Genomic DNA, 16,106 nt, shown 5'->3' on the forward strand with positions numbered 1-16,106 from the left:
GAGCGGGATCGATCCCGCTCCGACAAGAAAGGGAACGCCATGTCCGCCAATCTCGCCGCCGCGCCGCTTGCCGCTTCAGGGCCTGTCGGTCCCATGCCAGTCGATTTGGGCGTCCTGCCGTCGGAGATCGACGGCGGCCTCGCTTCGCGCGCGGCGATCGGCCTGGCGATCCTCGCCACCGATCAGACGCTGGAGCATGAGTTCCGCGCGCTGGTGCGCATTCCGGGCGTCGCCTTCTACGAGGCGCGTCTGTTCAACGACAACGACATCACGCCGGAAACGCTGCGCGCCATGGGCCCGCGCATCGCGCCCACCGTCGACCTCATCCTGCCCAGCATCCCGCTCGACGTCGTCGGCTTCGGCTGCACCTCGGCCACGATGACGCTCGGCGAGGAAGCCGTCTTCGCCGAGATCAGGAAGGCGCGGTCGGGCGTCGCCTGCACCACGCCGGTCACCGGCGCCTTGGCCGCCTTCAAGGCATTGGGTGCCAAGGGCATCGGCCTGCTGACCCCTTACGCGCCCGAGATCAACCAGGGCCTCGTCCGCTATTTCACCGGACGCGGCCTCGACATCGCGGCCGTCGCCACCTTCGACCGCCGTGACGACCGCGAGGCAGCCCGCATCTCGCTCGCCTCGATCGAGGCGGCGGCCGAACGCATGGCTGAAGTGCCGGGGGTGGAGGCGATCTTCATCTCCTGCACCAGTCTGCGCGTCGCCGAGGCGGTCGCCGATCTGGAGCGACGCATCGGCATTCCCGTCACCTCCTCCAATCACGCCATGGCCTGGCATTGCCTGCGGCTCGCCGGCATTGACGACGTCGTGCCGGCCGGTGGCCGGTTGTTTGCGCTGAAAGCCGTTTGAGCGTTGGTTTTCTCGACAAGGAATTTTGAAAAGTCGCCGTTTGCCGAAGGGCTTTCACCGTGTGAAATTGGTGCAAACGCTGGGCATTAGCCGAAGCCCCTCAGCCTCGTCATTCCAGGGCGGAGCAGCCGCGAAGCGGCGTCGCGCAGACCCTGGAATCCATTCCGTGATCTTGATCGAAGAACGCAGCGGAGCAGAAGTCTGCACCGCGGCGGCGCTCGGAAGTCACGGAATGGATCCTCGGGTCTGCGCGTCCGCTTCGCTCCCGCTCCGCCCGTGGATGACGATCGCGATGGGCGTTTCAGCCAATCTCCGACGCATGCCGAAGCCGCGACCCTTCGCAAGCTAGGGTTCCTCGCCCCCGCCAAAGGCGGGGGAGAGGTGGCTCGGCGCGCAGCGCCGAGACGGAGCGGGGGCCAGCGCTACCCTTCGCGATTCCAGAAGATCGTAGCCCGTTAACCGAATCGGAAGGAGATGTTTAACGCTTCCTCTCTATGCCCCCTCTCCGGGAGGCATCACAGAGCGAGCATGATGAACGACGAAAAGCGAAATGAATGGCGCGCCATCTTTTACGTGCAGGCGCGCGTCGCCATCCTGTTTGTGCCGGTCGTGCTCAGCCTGCTCCTCATCGGCATCTTCGCCGGCAACGATCGCAAATCCGTGCCCGACGCCATCGATCAGACCGTGACGGGTTCGGTGCGCTGAAAGCGTACCCTCAAACAAACTTCGGGATCGGCCCATTCTGCGGCGTCGTATCGCCCTCGAGGTCGACAAAAACCTCGTCGACGAAGCACCAGCCCCAGCCTTCCGGCGGGTCGTAGCCTTCGATGATCGGATGCTGCGTGGCATGGAAATGCTTTGTCGCGTGGCGGTTGGGCGAGTCGTCGCAGCAGCCGACATGACCGCAGGTCCGGCAGAGCCTCAGATGCACCCACCAAGAGCCGCTTTTCAGGCATTCCTCGCAGCCCAGCGCGCTCGGCGTGACCTTTTTGATGTCCTTCGTATGCCGGCATTCATCCATCACGCTCTCCTCGCCAATTCGCCGTTCCGCGCCAGATAGGCATGCAATGCCGCCACCACCTGCGCGCCTTCGCCGACGGCGGCGGCGACCCGCTTGGTCGAGCCGCAGCGCACGTCGCCGATGGCGAACACGCCGCTTCGGCTGGTCTCCATCAGCCCGTGCCCGGGTGTCGTCTCCGGTCCGGTGCGCACGAAACCCTTGGCATCCAGCGCCACATTGCAATTCGCCAGCCAGTCGGTGTTCGGATCGGCGCCGATGAACAGGAAGAGGTGGTGGATGGCGCGCGTCGTCTCTTCGCCGCTCGCCCGGTTGCGCCAGCGCAGCACTTCGAGATTGCCGTCACGGCCCTCCAGCGCCGTAGTCTCGGTCTCGGGCAGCACCTCAATGTTGGGCTGCGCCGCGATGCGCTCGACGAGATAGCGCGACATGGTGGCGTCGAGGCTGTCGCGGCGCGCCAAGAGCGTCACCTTGCGCACCTGGCTCGCCAGATAGACAGCCGCCTGTCCTGCCGAATTGCCGGCGCCGACCAGCGCCACTTCCTGGTCGCGGCAAAGCCTGGCCTCGATCGGCGAGGCCCAGTAATGCACCGACGTCCCCTCGAACTGCGCCAGATTGGCGATATCGAGGCGGCGGTAGCGCGCGCCGCTGGCGATCACCACGGCGCGCGTGCGCACGCTCTCGCCATCGCCGATGGCAAGCCTGTAGCGGGCGCCGTCGCTGGCGTCGTCGAGCAGCTTCGCCTCGTCGGGTATGACCATCTCGACGCCGAATTTCTGCGCCTGGTTATAGGCGCGCGCCATCAGCGCCATGCCGGTGATCCCGGTCGGGAAGCCGAGATAGTTTTCGATGCGCGCCGAAGCGCCCGCCTGCCCGCCGAAGGCGCGGCAATCGAGCACGATGGTCGACAGCCCTTCCGAGGCGGCATAGACGGCCGCTGCCAGCCCCGCCGGCCCGGCGCCGACGATCGCCACGTCATAGACCTTGCCGGCATCGATTGGCCGCAGCAGGCCGGTGCAGCGGGCAAGCTCGGTCTCGCCCGGATTGTGCATCAGCTTGCCGTTGGGGCAGAGCACGATCGGTAGATGATGCGGGTCGACATGGAACCGCTCGATCAGCGTTTTCGCGCAAGGGTCGGTGTCGGAATCGAGCGCGCGATGGGGAAGCCCGCTGCGCCGCAAAAAGCCCTGCAGCCGCAGCACGTCGCCATTGCCCGGCGGGCCGATGACGACCGGCCCGCTGGCGCCGCTTTCGAGCAGGCCGACGCGGCGCAGGATCAGCGCCCGCATGACGCGCTCGCCGAGATTGGCCTCCTGCACCATCAGGTCGCGCAGCCGCTGCGAGGGGATGACGATGGCCTCGACCGGTCCGTCCGCCTCCGCGTTGACCAGCGACGGCCGGTTCGACAGCTGCGCCAGCTCGCCGACGAAGCTGCCGGGGCCGTAGGTGATGATCGGCTCGCGCGGCCCGATCCCGCCGGCCTGGGTGATGTCGACCCTGCCCGAAAGGATGAGGATCACCCCGGGCGAGACCGTGCCGGCCGTCACGATATGATCGCCGGCGGCATAGGCCGTGGCCTCGCCGAAGCGGCGCATGCGCTCGATATCCGCATCGGTGAGCACGGGAAACATCTGGTCGCGGCGCGCGGCGATGGTTGGGCTGACGGAAGGGGCCATGGGGCGGACCGTAGCGCCCGAGGCGGCGGGTTTGAAGCGGTTTGTTGGGGGACTGGTCGGAAGGGGAGATTGGGCCAACGGCCACATGTCGTCATTCTCGGGCTTGACCCGAGAATCCATGCCGTGACGCGGGTCATATAGTACAACGGAGCGGAATTCTGTAACCGCTGCAACGCCTCGACGTCACGGCATGGATTCCAGGGTCTGCGCGCGTCGCTTCGCTCCTTGCTCCGCCCTGGAATGACGAAGTTTGGAAGCTTACGGCTAATCGCGAACGTTGAGACTTGCATCCCGTTGGCGGTCGGGATGAATGGCGACCCCTTCGCTCTTGGAACTCCGGGATGGCCTGCCATCCGAAGCTCGAAGAGCGAAGGATGGTGCCCAGAAGAGGACTCGAACCTCCACTCCTTGCGGAACACGGACCTGAACCGTGCGCGTCTACCAATTCCGCCATCTGGGCTGGTGGGCGCTGATGTAAGCGGGCAAACGATATGTGTCAACGCGCTTTTTTCGTTGCATGTCGCCCAAAGTGCCCAGCGGTTTTGGGATATCGACATGCAAACAAAACAAAAATAGACCGCATTGCCTGAGCCGGCTTGCCTCACCCCTCCAGCACGTCTTTCTTTGCCACGGTGGAATCGGCGTTGAGCTTGTAGACGATCGGCACGCCGGTGCCGAGCTCGAGCTTGACGATCTCCTCGCCGCTCTTGCCGTCCAGCGCCATGATCAGCGCGCGCAGCGAGTTACCGTGCGCGGCGACCAGCACCGTCTCGCCGCGCAGCACATGCGGCTGCACTTCGTGCAGGTAATAGGGCCACACACGCGCGCCGGTGTCCTTCAGGCTTTCGCCCCCGGGCGGCGCGATGTCGTAGGAACGGCGCCAGATATGCACCTGCTCCTCGCCCCACTTCTTGCGCGCGTCGTCCTTGTTGAGGCCGGAGAGGTCGCCATAGTCGCGCTCGTTGAGCGCCTGGTCGCGGATCGTCTTCAGGTCGCTCTGGCCGACGATGTCGAGGATGTGCTGGCAGGTCACCTGCGCCCGCTTCAAGGCAGACGTGTAGGCGATGTCGAATTTCAGGCCGCGCGCCTTGAGCTTCTCGCCTGCGGCAAGCGCCTCGGCTGTGCCCTGCTCGGTCAGCCCGATGTCGCGCCAGCCGGTGAACAGGTTCTTCAGGTTCCATTCGCTCTGGCCGTGGCGCACGAGCACGAGAGTTCCCGACATGTCAGCTCCTATAGAATGTTTGGATAGGGATCAGCTCAGGCCGAGCACGTCCCGCATGGAATAAAGTCCGGGCTTCTTCGCGCGCGCCCAAAGCGCGGCTTTCACCGCGCCGCGGGCGAAGATCGCCCGGTCCTCGGCATGGTGGGAAAGCGTGATGCGCTCGCCGGTGCCGGCAAGGATCACGCTGTGGTCGCCGACGACGGAACCGCCGCGCAGCGTGGCAAAGCCGATCGAGCCCGTCTTGCGCACCCCGGTATGGCCGTCGCGCACCCGCACGCTGTTGTCGGCAAGATCGATGCCGCGCCCCTTCGCCGCCGCTTCGCCGAGCAGCAGCGCCGTGCCGGACGGCGCGTCGACCTTGTGCCGGTGGTGCATTTCCAGGATCTCGATGTCGAAATCGTCGGCGTCGAGCGCCTTCGCGGCCTGCTCGACCAGCACCGCCAGAAGATTGACGCCGAGGCTCATATTGCCGGATTTGACGATCGTGGCATGGCGCGCGGCGGCGGCGATCCTGGCATTGTCGTCGGCCGAGCAGCCGGTGGTGCCGATGACATGGACGATGCGCGCCTGCGCGGCGTAGCCGGCGAATTCGACGCTCGCGCTTGGAGCCGTGAAATCGAGCACGCCGTCGGCCTTGGCGAAGGCCGGCAGCGGATCGTCGGCGATCGGCACGTTGATGATGCCGATGCCGGCGAGCTCGCCGGCATCCTTGCCGAGATGCGCCGAGTCCGGCCGCTCGATCGCGGCGGCGACGCGCGCGCCGGGCATGGTGTGGATGGCGCGGATCAGCGTCTGGCCCATGCGGCCGGCGGCGCCCACTACAACCAGGCCCATATCGCCGGCTTCGCTCATGCGCTTCTCCTGACGGTCTTCTTGGCGCGGCTGCGCGGCGCCGGAGTTTGGCCCGAAGTCTGGCTTGCCTTGACGTCGTCGACAAGCCCCAGCCCCTTCTTGCCCTGGATCCGGTGGAAACGGGCATAGATGCTGTGCGGGTCGGCCATCAGCGTCGCATGCGTGCCTTCCTCGACCAGCCGCCCCTCTTCCAGCACGATGATGTGGTCGGCATTGACCACGGTCGACAGCCGGTGCGCGATCACGATCGTCGTGCGGCCTTCCATGACATGGGTCAGCGCTTCCTGCACGCGCGCCTCCGCCTCGTTGTCGAGCGCCGAGGTCGCCTCGTCGAGCAAGAGGATCGGCGCCTGGCGAACGATCGCGCGCGCGATCGACACGCGCTGGCGCTGGCCGCCGGAAAGGGTCGAGCCGCCTTCGCCGACCGGCGTGTCGTAGCCTTCCGGCTGCTGGCGGATGAACTCGTCGGCCGCCGCTTGTTTCGCCGCCTGCTCGATCTCGGCGTCGGTGGCCGAGAGCCGGCCGTAGCGGATGTTGTCGCGGATCGTGCCTTCGAAGAGATAAGGCGCCTGCGCCACATAGGCGATCGATTGGCGCAGCGAATGCTTGGTCACCTTGGCAATATCCTGGCCGTCGACCTCGATCGAGCCCTCGTCGACGTCGTAGAAGCGCTGCAGCAGCGCCACCATCGTCGACTTGCCGGCGCCCGATGCGCCGACGACGGCCGTGACCTTGCCGGCCGCGGCGGTAAAGCTCAAATCCCTGAGCACCGGGGTGTCGGCGTTGTAGCCGAATGTCACATGGTTGAAGCGCACCTCGCCGGTAGTGACCTTCGCCTCGACCGCGTCGGGAGCATCGCCCTGCTTCGGCTCGAGGTCGAGCAGTTCGTAGATCATGCGCGCGTTGACCAGGGCACGTTCCATGCCGACCTGTGTCCGGGCCAGGCGTCTTGCCGGGTCATAGGCCAGGATCAGCGCGGTGATGAAGGAAAACACGGCGCCCGGCGGCTGTCCGAGCACCAGCGCCCGATAGCCGGAATAGGCAAGCACGGCGGTAATGGCGAGGCCGCCCAGGATTTCGGAAATCGGCGACAGCCGCTCCGCGACGCGGGCGATCTTGTTGTTACGCTGCTCGGCCGTGTCGGCCATGATGCCGATGCGGCGCGCCAGCTCGTCCTCCAGGGTGAAGGCCTTGACGATGGCGATGCCTTGGGTGGCCTCCTGCACCGATCCGTTCAGCCGCGAGTTGATCAGCACGGATTCGCGGTTGATCTTGCGCAGACGGCGCGTGATGTAGACGACGGCCCAGATCAACGGCGGCCCGATCAGCAGCGAGCTGAGCGACAGCACCGGATCCTGGTAGATCATCACGCCGAGAAGGGCGACGAGCGAGACCGCGTCGCGGCTGATGGAGGTTAGCGTCAGCGACAGCAGGTCTCGGATGCCGCCGACATTCTCGTTGACCTGTGCCGCCAGCCGGCCGGAACGGGTCTCGTTGAAGAAGTTGACGCCGAGCTTCATCAGATGGTCGAAGCTGCGCTTCTGGTAGCGCGCGACCAGATTGTTGCCGATCGTCGCCAGCGCCACTGCCTGGCCATAGCCGGCGAAGCCGCGCAGCAGGGAGGCGCCCATGAAACCGGCGCAGATCCAGACGATCATGTCGCTGCGCCGTTCGTAGAAGATCTGGTTGATCATCGGGGCCATGATCCACGCCGTGAAGGCGGTGGTGCCGGAAACGATCAGCAGGCAGGCGACGGCGACGACATAGGTCCAGCGATATTCCTTGCCGTTTTCGGCCAGGATGCGGCGCAGCACCGCGCTGACCTCGGTGGGCTGGATTTTCAGTTTGAGGGAAGTTTGAACAGTCAAATCAGGGGCGCTTCGTGGTTTTCCGCGTGTCGGATGGGCCGCATTTCGGCATCCTCTTAGCGCCCCGGCTGCGGCTTGCCTATGGCGAAACTTCGTCGCGCCGGCCGATCGCCAGCCTGAACGCTGGCGCGATCAAGCCCGCCAGTGCCGGCCCGCCGTCTGCACGCCGAACAGCGAAGGTGTCCTGGCATAGGCGGCGAGTCCGAGCAGCGCCGCCAGCGGGTGGGTGATCACATAGACCGGCATTTCGCGCATCAGCGCGCTGTGCGGCGCCTTGTCCTCGAAGGCGGCGCGGAAATTGCCGGCTTTCAGCGCCGGCACGATCTTCTGCGCGATGCCGCCGGTCAGGAACACGCCGCCGCGGCCCATGAACACCAGCGCGAGATCCCCCGCGGTGCGGCCGAGGCAGGTGACGAACAGCGCCAGCGCCTCCTCTGCCACCGGATCGGATTTGGCGAGCGCGGCCGCCGTGACCTCGGCCGGCGTCGTGAAAGGCGTCGGCTTGCCGTCCGTCCTGGCGACGGCGCGATAGACGTTGACCAGCCCGCGTCCGCACAGGATCTGCTCGCCGGAGATGCGGCCTTCGAGCTTGTCGATATGCGGGAACACCTCGAAGTCGCGCGGCGTGCGCGGGCCGATATCCATATGCCCGCCCTCGCCCGGCACCGGGATCCAGTGGTTGAGCGCATGGATCAGCCCGGCGACGCCAAGGCCGGTGCCGGGGCCAAGCACGACCCGGCTCGCATTGGGTTCCGGCGTGCCGCCGCCGATCTTTTCCATGTGCTCTTCGCCGAGCGCCACCACGGCCAGCGCCTGCGCCTCGAAATCGTTGAGCACGACGACCTCGCTCAGGCCCAGATTGGCGAACATCTGCCGGGGCTTCACCACCCAGGGGCAGTTGGTGAGCGGGATCTCGTCGCCGTCGACCGGCCCGGCGATCGCCAGCACCGCCGAGTTCGGCTGGATGGACGAGCGGTCGAGCACCGCCGCCTGGATCGCCTCGTCGATGGTCTTGAAATTGGCGGTCTGGACGATCTGCGGCTCGGTCGCTTCCGAATTGGCGTCGAGCACGATCGAGAAGCGCGCATTGGTGCCGCCAATATCGCCGATCAGGACCGGAAACCGCAGCCCTGTCTCGTTCTCGCCTGCCATGCTCTTGATCGTCCTCGTTGCGGCGCCGCTGTGCCGTTTCCATCGCCCATTTCAATCGATTGACTAGCGCATGAGCCCGCAAAGGGGAAGCCCGCTTGCGCTTGGAGCAATTCCAGGAAAAGTGTGAGCGGTTAAGCTCGGCGCCTTCGCCGTAACCTTCCGTCCGGAATTGCGTCAAAGCAAAGAGATAGGGCGTTTCGCCGCTTCCGTGAACGGTGAAACGCGCTAGTTCCCCGACACAGGGATTTTGAAAGGTTGCCGTTTGTCTTGGTACGAGATTTTCCGTTCATTTCCGTGAATCAGCGCAAACGCTGGAGATTGGTTGAAGCCACCCCAATCTCGTCATTCTATGGCGGAGCAAGGAGCGAAGCGACGCGCGCAGACCATAGAATCCATTCCGTGACTTGGAAGCGTTGCTGCGGTGAAGAATTTTGCTCCGTCGCACGCCTTGGCGAAGGTAACGGCATGGATTCCAGGGTCCGCGCGCGTCGCTTCGCTCCTTGCTCCGCCCTAGAATGACGATCGCGATGGGCGTTTAGGCCAATCTCCAACGCATGCCACCTGCCAACGCAAACAGAGCCGACCGGTCAAAATCCCTGTGCAGTGCCACTAGTTCCCCGGCCGTGGGCGCGGCAACGGGATGCCGATCTTGGGCGTCGGCGCGAAGGCGCTTGCCGCCGACGGAACCGAGGTGTTGCCGCTGGAGATCATCTCCGCCGGCTCGGTCGGCTGCGGCTCGGCCACGGCGACCGCTGCGCCGCCGCCATGATAGGTCACCGCCTCCAGCGAAGGCGCGTCCGGCGCATTGACCACGTCCTGGCATTGCTTCGGCAGATTGGCCATCGTCATCACGTCGCGCGCCTTGGGCGCGTCCGGATTTTTGTTCGGCCGCCACGGCTCCTCGGTGAACCACCAGGCCAGCGGCTTGCCGCAGCCATCGTCCTCCAGCGTCGTCTCCTGCGCCTTGCAGAAAGGCGAGCCCGGCTGGCAGCCGATGCGCATGTGGAAATGATAGTCATGGCCCCAGAATGGCCGGATCTTGCGCAGCCAGGAGCGGTCGCCGGTGACGGTGTCGCAGAGCTTCTTCTTGATGCCGGCATTGACCAGGATGCGCTCGACCTCCGGATAGCTCGCCGCGCGCTTCAAAAGCCGCGTATGCGCCGGCGTCCACAGCGCGTCCTTCACCAGATGCGTCTTGTCGTCGACCATCAGCGTCGCGCTCATCGATTCGCGCTGCGCGATGGTCAGCGGCCGCGTTGGCATCGGCGTCAGCCATATGTCGGCGTCGAGACCGATCTGGTGCGAGGCATGGCCGGTCATCATCGGTCCGCCGCGTGGTTGCGAGACGTCGCCGACCAGAAGCCCCGGCCAGCCATCGGCTACCGCGTCGCGCGAAAGCTTCTCGATCAGCGCGATCATCGCCGGATGGCCCCAGCGGCGGTTGCGCGACGGGCGCATCACTTCCCAGGTCGGCCCGTCCATCGGCAGCGCCACGCCGCCGGTGAAGCAGCCCTTGGAGTAGAAGCCGAAGGATTGCGCGGGTGCCACGGCCGGCAGTTTCCGGGCGCCGAACAGGTCCTTCGCGCGGGGTTCGGCTGAAATGGCGACAGCCGCCAGCGCGGCCAGGGCCACCAGCGCCAGCGCGGCGGTCAGGAACGGTTTGCGGTCAGGCAGCGATCGCAAATTCATCAGGCTGGGGTCCCTCTCCAGTCTATCCATTGCCGCCCGGTCAGGCGAACCCGATCAGGAACGAATCGTACCACGTCGCGCGTCCCGCATCGATCATGCGGCTCTGAATCAAAGAAGGATGATGTCGTCCGAAAACCCGTTTCACACTTTTCGGCATCATCCTCAAAATCAGGATGACGTTCGTTGAATCGTCATCCTGATCTAACTCTTTGTTGGAGCATGATCTTTTCCGAAAACCGGTTCCCACTTTTCGGGATCATGCTCTGATCGGGCTGCGCGGCGCTCCGTTACGCCAGTTGCCCTCGGCCCACATCCGCTCCAGCGCCACCCGATAGTTCGGAAACCGGAAGCGATAGCCGGCCGCCTTGATCGCCTGATTCGCGACGCGCTTGTTCTCGCCATAGAAAGACCGCGCCATGGGCGAAAGTTGGGCGGTCTCGAAGGGAATTTCCGGCGGCGGCGGGACGCCCATCAGCCTGGCGGCATAGGCGACGACATCCTGCGGCGGCGCCGGCTCGTCATCAGTGACGTTGAAGATGCCGCCGAGATTGTTTTCAGCCAGAAGCCAAAGCGCGCCGGCGATATCGTCGCAATGGATGCGGTTGAACACCTGGTCCGGCTTGACCAGCCGCCGCGCCGTGCCGTCCTCGAGATTGGCCAGCGCGTTGCGGCCCGGTCCGTAGATGCCGGAAAGCCGAAGGATCGCCACCGGTTTGCCGATCTCCCGGCCAAGCGTCAGCCATTCCTGTTCGGCCGCCACCCGCATCACCGAGCGCCTCGACACCGGGCGGCAAGCGCTGGTCTCGTCGACCCAGGCGCCGCCATGGTCGCCATAGACGCCGACGGTCGAGAGATAGCCGATCCATTCGAGCGCCGGCATCTTTGCCCGGATCGTCTCGCCGGTGGCGTTGAGCACCGGGTCGCCGGCGTCGTCGGGGCCGACCGAGACGATGAGATGCGTGGTCTGTGCAAGCGCATCGCCGAGCTCGGGCGACAGCGCGCCGTCGAAGCGCAGCGGCTCGATGCCGGCCGACCGCAGCGCCTCGAACTTTTCCGGCGCCCGGGTCGTGCCAAAGACCGGCGCGCGGTACGCGTTGGCCCGCGCGAAAGCCTTGGCCGAATAGCCGGCGCCGAAGATGAAGAAGCGTCTTTCGCTCATCGATGAACCCCCTTCAGTCGGCCTTCGCCGGATTTGCCAAAGCCGCCAGCCATTCCTCGCGGACCGTCGCATCCGTCTCGGTCTTCGAGGCCGTGGCGGCGAGGTCGCCAAATTCGCGATCGGACAGCAATCGCGACAGGGCCCAGATTGCCGCACCCCGCACCAGCGGCGAGGCATCGTCGAGCAGGCGGCGCACAATGGGCGTTAGCGATGCATCGCCCGAATTGCCGGCGGCGATCAGCACGTTGCGGATGAAACGGTCGCGGCCGATGCGCTTGATGGGCGAGCCCGAGAAGAATGACCGGAAGCCCGCGTCGTCGAGAAGCAACAGTTCCGACAGCTTCGGCTCGCGCAGATCGGCGCGCGCGGCAAGCTTGGCCTCCGAAGCGGCGCTGGCGAATTTGTTCCATGGACAGGCGGCCAGGCAGTCGTCGCAGCCATAGATGCGGTTGCCGATCTTGTCGCGGAATTCACGCGGGATCGGCCCCTTGTTCTCGATGGTCAGGTAGGAGATGCAGCGCCGCGCATCGAGCCGGTAAGGCGCCGGGAACGCGTCGGTAGGGCAGGCGTCGAGGCAGGCGCGGCAGGAGCCGCAATGGTCGATCTCGGCCTGGTCCGGTTCAAGCTCTGCGGTGGTGAAGATGGTGCCGAGGAACAGCCACGAGCCATGCGCGCGGCTGACCAGATTGGTGTGCTTGCCCTGCCAGCCGAGCCCGGCGGCTTCCGCCAGCGGTTTTTCCATGACAGGCGCGGTATCGACGAACACTTTTACGTCGCCGCCGGCGCGCGCGACGATCTTGCCGGCGATCTCCTTCAGCCGGCCCTTCATCACGTCGTGGTAGTCGCGGTTTTGCGCATAGACCGAGATCGCGCCGCGGTCGGACTTCGCGAGGATATCACGCGGATCGCGGTCCGGGCCGTAATTCATCGCCAGCACGATGATCGAGCGCACCTCCGGCCACAGCGTCGAGGGCTCGGCCCGCCGCTGAACCGTCTCGGCGATCCACTCCATCGAGCCGTGGAAACCGTCGGATACGAATTCGGCGAGTCTCGCCGGCGCCAGCGGGATCGCGTCCGGCCGGGTCACGGCGACCGCCTCGAAGCCGGCGCGGCGCGCCTCGGCGTCGATCAGCGCGCGCAGGCTCTCAGAAATCGAGGTCCGCATAATGCGACACCGGCGACAAGCCACGCACCCGGTCGGAAAGCAGTGGCCGGAACGACGGCCGCGATTTCACCCGCGTGTACCATTCGCGCGCGGCGGCATGCTCGCGCCAGTCGATCTCGCCGAGATAATCGAGCACCGAAAGCGTCGCCGCCGCCGCGAGGTCGGCATAGGTCACCTTGTTGCCGGCCAGCCAATGGCGCGTGCCGGCCAGCCAGTTGGTGTATTTCATGTGCTGGCGGATGTTGGCGCGCGCGGCGCGGATCGCCGCCGAGTCCGGCGAGCCGCCGCCGGCGGTTTCCGGCATGACCGGCTTCAGCACCCGCTCGCGCACCAGATGCCGCGTCACTTCGCTTTCGGCCTTGCTCAGATACCAGTCGGTCAGCCGGCGGATCTCGGCGCGCTGCATCGGGTCCTCGGCGAACAGCCGCTTGTCGCGCTTCAAGACGCCGCGCGTCTCGTCGAGATATTCGGCGATCACCATGGCGCCGACGATCGGCACGTCGCCTTCGGCAAGCAGGATCGGCAGCGTGCCGGCCGGGTTCAGCGCCAAAAACTCCTTGCGCCGCGTCCACGGCTTTTCCTCGATCAGCGCCAGTTCCTCGCCATACTCGCCGAAGGCGAGGCGCGCGAAGCGGCAGGTGGCGAACATGGGATGATGGAAAAGCGTCAGCATGGTTCCGCGATGAAAAGGCGCACTGGCAATTGGCCGGCCGCGCCGGTAAGTCTTGGCCGCCCGATTCCTGGGGCTGTCATGGGTGTTGCGACCTATAGGGACACTTCCGCCCCATGACAAGCAAGCCCTTCCCTTGGAGCATGATGTCGTCCGAAAACCGCTTCACACTTTTAGGCGTCGTGCTCTAGCCGTCATCCGAGATCAGAGGTTGCCATGGAAAGCCAGACCATCGTCGAAGCGCTGCTGCTCGGGCTTTTGGAGGGCCTGACCGAGTTCATTCCGGTGTCGTCGACCGGCCACATCCTGCTTGCCGGCCATTTCCTCGGCTTCCATTCCACCGGCAAGGCCTTCGAGATCCTGATCCAGCTCGGCGCGATCCTGGCGATCCTCAGCGTCTATTTCAGCAAGCTCTGGCAGATGCTGATCAAACTGCCCAGCGATCCGCAGACCCGGCATTTCGTCATCGGCATCCTGATCGCCTTCCTGCCGGCGGCGGTCATCGGCGCGCTGGCGCATGATTTCATCAAGACCATATTGTTCGAATCGCCGCAGCTGATCTGCATCATGCTGATCATCGGCGGCGTCGTGCTGCTCGTCGTCGACCGCATCAACTTCAAGCCGGTCCATCACGACGTCGAGCTCTTTCCGACCAGCCTTTATCTGAAGATCGGCCTGTTCCAGTGCCTGTCGCTGATCCCCGGCACCTCGCGCTCCGGCTCGACCATCGTCGGCGCGCTGCTGATGGGCGTCGACAAGCGGGCGGCGGCCGAATTCTCCTTCTTCCTCGCCATGCCCACCATGGTCGGCGCCTTCGCCTTCGACCTTTTCAAGAACCGCAACGTGCTGACCTCGACCGACCTGCCGATCATCGCCGTCGGCTTCATCGCCGCCTTCGTCACCGCGCTGATCGTGGTGCGCTTCCTGCTCGACTACGTCTCGCGCAACGGCTATTCGCTGTTCGGCTGGTGGCGGCTGGTGGTCGGTATCGTCGGGTTGGTGGCGCTGATGGTTTGGGGGTGATTACACTAAGGCGGCGCACCAAACGCCTTCGTCATCCACGGGCGGAGCAAGGAGCGAAGCGACGCGCGCAGACCCGAGGATCCATGCCGTGACGCGGACCGTAGAACGCGGCGGTCGCGAATAGCTTTCGTTAGACGTGACGCTCTTTGATCCAGATTCTGCACGGTGGCAGCGCGTCTAGGTCACGGCACGGATCCTAGGGTTTCCGCGACGTCGCTTCGCGACTGCTCCACCCTAGGATGACGAACGAAGGGGATCAATTCCGTCCATAAAACGCGTTCTCGACATGCACCGGCCAACGCCAGGGCAGCACCGCCACCATGTCGAAACGCATCGAAAGCTTTCCGTAATCCGGCTGGCGCGACAGCCAAAGATCCGCGGCGCCCTCGATCCGCCGCTCCGATTCATGGCCGATCGCTTCCATCGCCTCGATCAGCGTGCGGCGCGCCTTGACCTCGATGAACAGCACGAGGTCGCCGCGCCTGGCGATCAGGTCGATCTCGCCGAGCCTGGTGCGGTGGCGGCGGGCAAGGATGCGGTAGCCTTTCAGCATCAGCGCCAGCGCCGCCAGCCATTCGCCGCGATGCCCGCGCCGATAGGCTTTTCGGCGATGACCGGCCGTGCGCTCAGGCATCTCTTTGTTTGACCATGATCTTTTCCAAAAACCGGGTTCCACTTTTTGGGATCATGGTCTGTCCCTCAGCTCCAGCAGCCGCCGGTAGAGCGCCTGCTTCTGCCCGCCGGTCATTTTCGCCGCTTCGGCCGCGGCCTTCGAGGCCGGCATTTCGGCGGCAAGCGAGAGCAGGAGCCGGTCGATGTCGGCCGGCTGGTCCACCGCCGCCTCCGGCGGGCCGACGCAGACGACGATCTCGCCCTTCGGCGTGTCGGCCGCGGCATAGTGGTCGGCCAGCTCGGCCAGCGTGCCGGTGCGCATCTCCTCGAACGTCTTGGTCAGCTCGCGGCCGATGGCGGCTTTGCGTCCGCCGCCGAGCGCCTCCACCATGGCGCCAAGCGTCTCCGCCAGCCGCCGCGGCGATTCGAAGAAGATCAGCGTCGCCGGCACCGCCTTGAACGTTTCGAGCTTGGTCAGCCGTTGCCCGGTCTTCACCGGCAGGAAACCGGCGAACAGGAAGGCATCGGATGGCAGGCCGGAAGCGGTCAGGGCCGCGAGCGCCGCCGAAGGCCCGGGGATCGGCACCACACGAATACCTTGTTCCAGCGCTTCGCCGACCAGCCGGTAGCCGGGATCGGAGACCAAAGGCGTGCCGGCGTCCGAAATCAGCGCCACACTCTGCCCGGCCGCCAGCGCCTCGATCAGCTTCGGCCCCGCCTCGCTCGCATTGTGCTCGTGATAGGCGGTGGTGCGGCGACGGATGCCGTAGCGCTCCAGCAGCACGCGCGAGACGCGCGTGTCCTCGCAGGCGACGATGTCGGCGCTGGCCAGCGTCTCCAGCGCGCGCAGCGTGATGTCGGCCAGGTTGCCGATCGGCGTCGCCACCAGATAGAGCGCCGGCTGAAGCGCCCGCGCCGCGATCTCGCTTTGCCCGATCAGATAGCTGCGTTTGTCGCCGGTCACCGAATGCCCCTCATTCCGAGCAATTCCAGGAAAAGTGCGTCGCGGTTTTCCGTCCGGAATTGCGAAAGAACCAAGTCTGTTTCGCATGGCTGACGCCCCGTTGCAAAACGTGAGGTCGACGCAACGAAATCGCCTTGCCTTTGCCACAGTGCGGAACGAAACCCACATCGGCGAA

The 16,106-nt window shown here is 65.6% G+C and carries 15 protein-coding genes and 1 tRNA gene; 3 read left to right on the plus strand and 13 right to left on the minus strand.

What is annotated here, in order from left to right:
* Window positions 1-39: 39 nt before the first annotated feature.
* Together FJ418_RS08245 and FJ418_RS08250 are read left to right on the plus strand one after the other, a co-directional pair.
* Window positions 40-861 (plus strand): aspartate/glutamate racemase family protein, encoded by an 822-nt coding sequence (locus FJ418_RS08245; protein WP_140864770.1) that lies wholly within the window; start codon window positions 40-42, stop codon window positions 859-861.
* 528 nt (window positions 862-1,389) lie between these two features.
* Window positions 1,390-1,566, plus strand: a complete 177-nt coding sequence (locus tag FJ418_RS08250) for a hypothetical protein (RefSeq protein WP_140645956.1) — start codon at window positions 1,390-1,392, stop codon at window positions 1,564-1,566.
* Between the two features lie 10 nt (window positions 1,567-1,576).
* Here the strand turns inward: FJ418_RS08250 and FJ418_RS08255 are convergent, their stop codons facing one another.
* The 11 genes from FJ418_RS08255 to FJ418_RS08305 form a co-directional block, all read right to left on the minus strand.
* Complete coding sequence (locus FJ418_RS08255; RefSeq protein WP_140681002.1) at window positions 1,577-1,882, minus strand: UBP-type zinc finger domain-containing protein; 306 nt, start codon at window positions 1,880-1,882, stop codon at window positions 1,577-1,579.
* Window positions 1,882-3,555: a cyclic nucleotide-binding domain-containing thioredoxin-disulfide reductase gene (locus tag FJ418_RS08260; protein WP_140864772.1), complete on the minus strand. Its 1,674-nt coding sequence runs from the start codon at window positions 3,553-3,555 to the stop codon at window positions 1,882-1,884. The genes FJ418_RS08255 and FJ418_RS08260 overlap by 1 nt, the downstream gene beginning before the upstream one ends.
* Before the next feature lie 375 nt (window positions 3,556-3,930).
* Window positions 3,931-4,015: transfer RNA gene (locus tag FJ418_RS08265), tRNA-Leu, on the minus strand.
* Window positions 4,016-4,156: 141 nt separating this feature from the next.
* Window positions 4,157-4,777 carry a 2,3-bisphosphoglycerate-dependent phosphoglycerate mutase gene (locus FJ418_RS08270; protein WP_140864774.1) on the minus strand — a complete coding sequence of 207 codons (621 nt, stop codon included), beginning with the start codon at window positions 4,775-4,777 and terminating at the stop codon, window positions 4,157-4,159.
* A gap of 30 nt (window positions 4,778-4,807) precedes the next feature.
* Window positions 4,808-5,629 carry a 4-hydroxy-tetrahydrodipicolinate reductase gene (gene dapB / locus FJ418_RS08275; RefSeq protein ID WP_140864775.1) on the minus strand — a complete coding sequence of 274 codons (822 nt, stop codon included), beginning with the start codon at window positions 5,627-5,629 and terminating at the stop codon, window positions 4,808-4,810.
* A complete protein-coding gene (locus FJ418_RS08280; protein WP_140864777.1) occupies window positions 5,626-7,497 on the minus strand; it encodes an ABC transporter ATP-binding protein in 1,872 nt (623 codons plus the stop codon). Before FJ418_RS08280 ends, dapB begins: the two co-directional genes overlap by 4 nt.
* 132 nt (window positions 7,498-7,629) lie before the next feature.
* Window positions 7,630-8,649, minus strand: a complete 1,020-nt coding sequence (locus FJ418_RS08285) for a glucokinase (RefSeq protein WP_140645951.1) — start codon at window positions 8,647-8,649, stop codon at window positions 7,630-7,632.
* Between the two features lie 609 nt (window positions 8,650-9,258).
* Window positions 9,259-10,338 carry a penicillin-insensitive murein endopeptidase gene (gene mepA / locus FJ418_RS08290; RefSeq protein WP_140864779.1) on the minus strand — a complete coding sequence of 360 codons (1,080 nt, stop codon included), beginning with the start codon at window positions 10,336-10,338 and terminating at the stop codon, window positions 9,259-9,261.
* A gap of 256 nt (window positions 10,339-10,594) precedes the next feature.
* Window positions 10,595-11,497: an SDR family oxidoreductase gene (locus FJ418_RS08295; protein ID WP_140864781.1), complete on the minus strand. Its 903-nt coding sequence runs from the start codon at window positions 11,495-11,497 to the stop codon at window positions 10,595-10,597.
* 13 nt (window positions 11,498-11,510) lie between these two features.
* Window positions 11,511-12,662 (minus strand): tRNA epoxyqueuosine(34) reductase QueG, encoded by a 1,152-nt coding sequence (gene queG, locus FJ418_RS08300; RefSeq protein ID WP_140864783.1) that lies wholly within the window; start codon window positions 12,660-12,662, stop codon window positions 11,511-11,513.
* The gene (locus FJ418_RS08305; RefSeq protein ID WP_140645947.1) at window positions 12,643-13,335 is read right to left on the minus strand and encodes a glutathione S-transferase family protein; all 693 of its coding nucleotides are present in this window, start codon (window positions 13,333-13,335) and stop codon (window positions 12,643-12,645) included. Before FJ418_RS08305 ends, queG begins: the two co-directional genes overlap by 20 nt.
* 213 nt (window positions 13,336-13,548) lie before the next feature.
* Here FJ418_RS08305 and FJ418_RS08310 point away from each other — a divergent pair, with 213 nt between their 5' ends.
* The gene (locus FJ418_RS08310; protein ID WP_140864785.1) at window positions 13,549-14,355 is read left to right on the plus strand and encodes an undecaprenyl-diphosphate phosphatase; all 807 of its coding nucleotides are present in this window, start codon (window positions 13,549-13,551) and stop codon (window positions 14,353-14,355) included.
* 256 nt (window positions 14,356-14,611) lie between these two features.
* Here FJ418_RS08310 and FJ418_RS08315 read toward each other — a convergent pair whose 3' ends face one another.
* Both FJ418_RS08315 and rsmI read right to left on the minus strand, forming a co-directional pair.
* Window positions 14,612-14,989: a YraN family protein gene (locus FJ418_RS08315; protein ID WP_140864787.1), complete on the minus strand. Its 378-nt coding sequence runs from the start codon at window positions 14,987-14,989 to the stop codon at window positions 14,612-14,614.
* A 51-nt stretch (window positions 14,990-15,040) separates the two neighbouring features.
* The gene (gene rsmI, locus FJ418_RS08320) at window positions 15,041-15,931 is read right to left on the minus strand and encodes a 16S rRNA (cytidine(1402)-2'-O)-methyltransferase (protein ID WP_181166869.1); all 891 of its coding nucleotides are present in this window, start codon (window positions 15,929-15,931) and stop codon (window positions 15,041-15,043) included.
* Window positions 15,932-16,106 lie beyond the last annotated feature (175 nt).

Origin of the sequence: Mesorhizobium sp. B2-8-3 (genome assembly GCF_006440815.1) — a bacterium.
Taxonomy (GTDB): domain Bacteria; phylum Pseudomonadota; class Alphaproteobacteria; order Rhizobiales; family Rhizobiaceae; genus Mesorhizobium.

Bases quoted from the DNA above. Each gene is read 5' to 3' on its own strand.
- FJ418_RS08310 (WP_140864785.1), top strand. From the start codon at position 13,549: ATGGAAAGCCAGACCATCGTCGAAGCGCTGCTGCTCGGGCTTTTGGAG.
- FJ418_RS08315 (WP_140864787.1), bottom strand. From the start codon at position 14,989: ATGCCTGAGCGCACGGCCGGTCATCGCCGAAAAGCCTATCGGCGCGGG.
- FJ418_RS08260 (WP_140864772.1), bottom strand. From the start codon at position 3,555: ATGGCCCCTTCCGTCAGCCCAACCATCGCCGCGCGCCGCGACCAGATG.
- FJ418_RS08250 (WP_140645956.1), top strand. From the start codon at position 1,390: ATGATGAACGACGAAAAGCGAAATGAATGGCGCGCCATCTTTTACGTG.
- FJ418_RS08305 (WP_140645947.1), bottom strand. From the start codon at position 13,335: ATGCTGACGCTTTTCCATCATCCCATGTTCGCCACCTGCCGCTTCGCG.
- mepA (WP_140864779.1), bottom strand. From the start codon at position 10,338: ATGAATTTGCGATCGCTGCCTGACCGCAAACCGTTCCTGACCGCCGCG.
- dapB (WP_140864775.1), bottom strand. From the start codon at position 5,629: ATGAGCGAAGCCGGCGATATGGGCCTGGTTGTAGTGGGCGCCGCCGGC.
- FJ418_RS08245 (WP_140864770.1), top strand. From the start codon at position 40: ATGTCCGCCAATCTCGCCGCCGCGCCGCTTGCCGCTTCAGGGCCTGTC.
- FJ418_RS08255 (WP_140681002.1), bottom strand. From the start codon at position 1,882: ATGGATGAATGCCGGCATACGAAGGACATCAAAAAGGTCACGCCGAGC.
- FJ418_RS08295 (WP_140864781.1), bottom strand. From the start codon at position 11,497: ATGAGCGAAAGACGCTTCTTCATCTTCGGCGCCGGCTATTCGGCCAAG.
- queG (WP_140864783.1), bottom strand. From the start codon at position 12,662: ATGCGGACCTCGATTTCTGAGAGCCTGCGCGCGCTGATCGACGCCGAG.
- FJ418_RS08270 (WP_140864774.1), bottom strand. From the start codon at position 4,777: ATGTCGGGAACTCTCGTGCTCGTGCGCCACGGCCAGAGCGAATGGAAC.
- FJ418_RS08285 (WP_140645951.1), bottom strand. From the start codon at position 8,649: ATGGCAGGCGAGAACGAGACAGGGCTGCGGTTTCCGGTCCTGATCGGC.